Source organism: Thermogutta sp. (assembly GCF_039793925.1).
GTDB lineage: Bacteria > Planctomycetota > Planctomycetia > Pirellulales > Thermoguttaceae > Thermogutta.
Genome location: NZ_JBAMME010000001.1, coordinates 1 through 1,891 on the forward strand (window position 1 = coordinate 1; position 1,891 = coordinate 1,891).

Consider the following 1,891-nt stretch of genomic DNA (forward strand, 5'->3'; position numbering starts at 1 on the left):
TTTTATATTTTTTTATTTTTTTTTCGTCCAAATGCGTAAGTCGTTGATATTCAACGAGAAAAAAATTTTAAAAAAAATTAAAAAAAGTGTTGACATATATAACGGTATGTATTATATTGGCATCAGACTGGGCGAGATAGACCAGTCGGTGGCGGGAAGACCACGCGGGCGACCGCCCGCAAAAACCTCCGGCGCCCCTGCCGAGAACAAGGGGCGGATTCCTCCGACGATATCAGGGGGCGGGACGAGCAGGCGTCCCGGAGAGAGTTGGCTCTCGGATATCCTGCCTCCGCCGGTTCCGCTCTACCGAGTGGATCGCCGCTCCGGCGCAAAGCAAAAGCAAGGCGACCAGACGCCTCCGCGAGGAGATATCCGCCACGTGAGGCTTGACCGGCCAAGGCGGCGGGTGCTGGACGGCAGCAACCCGAACAAGGACTCGCGGGGATGCCCGGCAAAAGCGCCGCCTCCACGTGGCGCCGGGCGGGCAACGGCAGGACGTCACTCCCGCCGGGAATTCGCTTCTCCCTCTTCAAGATACCCCCAAACAAAGTCCTCGTCAAGTGACGTCCCGCCGGCCAAGAGCGTTCATATATATGAGGTGATTTATGGTATTATATCGTGCATACGATTCTCCGTCCGGGCGATACTGGACGCCCGACTTTATGGCGGCGCTCCAATATACCGACAACGGGCATCTTGGCGGCGAGAGGCTATTTCAGTTAATCCCCACCGTAACGATGGGGGTGTGGCGGCCCAGCAAGCAAGAGGTCGCCGAAATTTTAGGGGTCGCCTTACGTTGTGACGACTCCTATTATCATATATACGACCTCTGGGAGGAGAGCCCAGAGGCATTTAAGAAGCTCCAGGCGTATTGTCTGGAGCACCAAATAAATTGGATAGTCTATGAGGACGACTATCCGTTCGCAATGAAGACCTGTCTCTGGATGGGGCAGGAAGACACGCCACCGGGCGAAATCGTAGAGGTCACGCCCGACGACGTGGTCCTCACGGTCTTTGATCCCCGTGACCGCAAGACATACAAGGGGACATTCAGCGAGCTCATTGAGCCGCTGGAGATTGAGCTCACGCCAGGGCAACCAGTCACCTGGCAGACTATCCTTGAGTTCTTCCGCGATTTGAGGATAGAGATTACCGACTGGGATTTTAAATAAACAATGTTATGGAAGCAACAATCAAAATCGGGATTCTTATCCGCCCGAGTGGGAAACTGGTCGTGGTTCTTGCCCCAGACAATGACTGGGGCAAGGCAATAGCCCAGAAATGGGCGGAAAAGGTCGCCGGCCAGCGAGGCTGGCGACAAAATCAGGCCGTATTTATTCTTGACGGGCTCTTCGCCCACATTGAGACTCGTCCAAATTGCTGGGTCTTGAGGTTGACTCAATGCGGACATCCAGATAATCAGATTGAAGTCCGCACCCACGACCCGGGCGACCCGAAAGTCAGCATCCCCGGATTCTGGTTGCCCTTGACCAACGGCGGCGGTCATTGGGCAAGCCTCACAACTCCTGCTTTTCGCAAACAGCAGGAGGAGATAAGAAATAATCCGCCTCTCAAGACCTGCCCAGTCTGCGGGAAGCAGGTCAGCGACCTCTTTGAGGTAAAGAGGGGTGGACAGACAATTAAAATCTGCCCTGCCTGTCTCAGGGCAAAATTTAATGAAATATAAAGGATGGACTATGGAAAACGAAATTAAATTGATGTATCTCGGAGGCGGCCGTAATAGGTCTTGCCTCGTGTTGGCGACCGATGAAATCAAGGACGCCTTAATGCCAAAAATAGAAAAACTTATCACCCCAGACCGGAAGACGGCCGAAAAGAATCGTGCCGCCTTCCATCTGGAGGGCTTATATGGGCGCTTCGAGGAGAAAAG

3 protein-coding genes are annotated in these 1,891 nt (G+C 53.4%); all 3 read left to right on the forward strand.

The window, feature by feature from the left end; genetic code table 11:
* Positions 1 to 605 precede the first annotated feature (605 nt).
* The gene (locus ABJK56_RS00005) at positions 606 to 1,172 is read left to right on the forward strand and encodes a hypothetical protein (protein WP_347242609.1); all 567 of its coding nucleotides are present in this window, start codon (positions 606 to 608) and stop codon (positions 1,170 to 1,172) included.
* Positions 1,173 to 1,180: 8 nt separating this feature from the next.
* On the forward strand, positions 1,181 to 1,687 hold the full coding sequence (locus tag ABJK56_RS00010; protein ID WP_347242610.1) for a hypothetical protein: 507 nt from the start codon (positions 1,181 to 1,183) through the stop codon (positions 1,685 to 1,687).
* A gap of 10 nt (positions 1,688 to 1,697) precedes the next feature.
* Positions 1,698 to 1,891, forward strand: a 194-nt coding sequence (locus tag ABJK56_RS00015; protein WP_347242612.1) for a hypothetical protein, incomplete at its 3' end; no start/stop codon positions are given.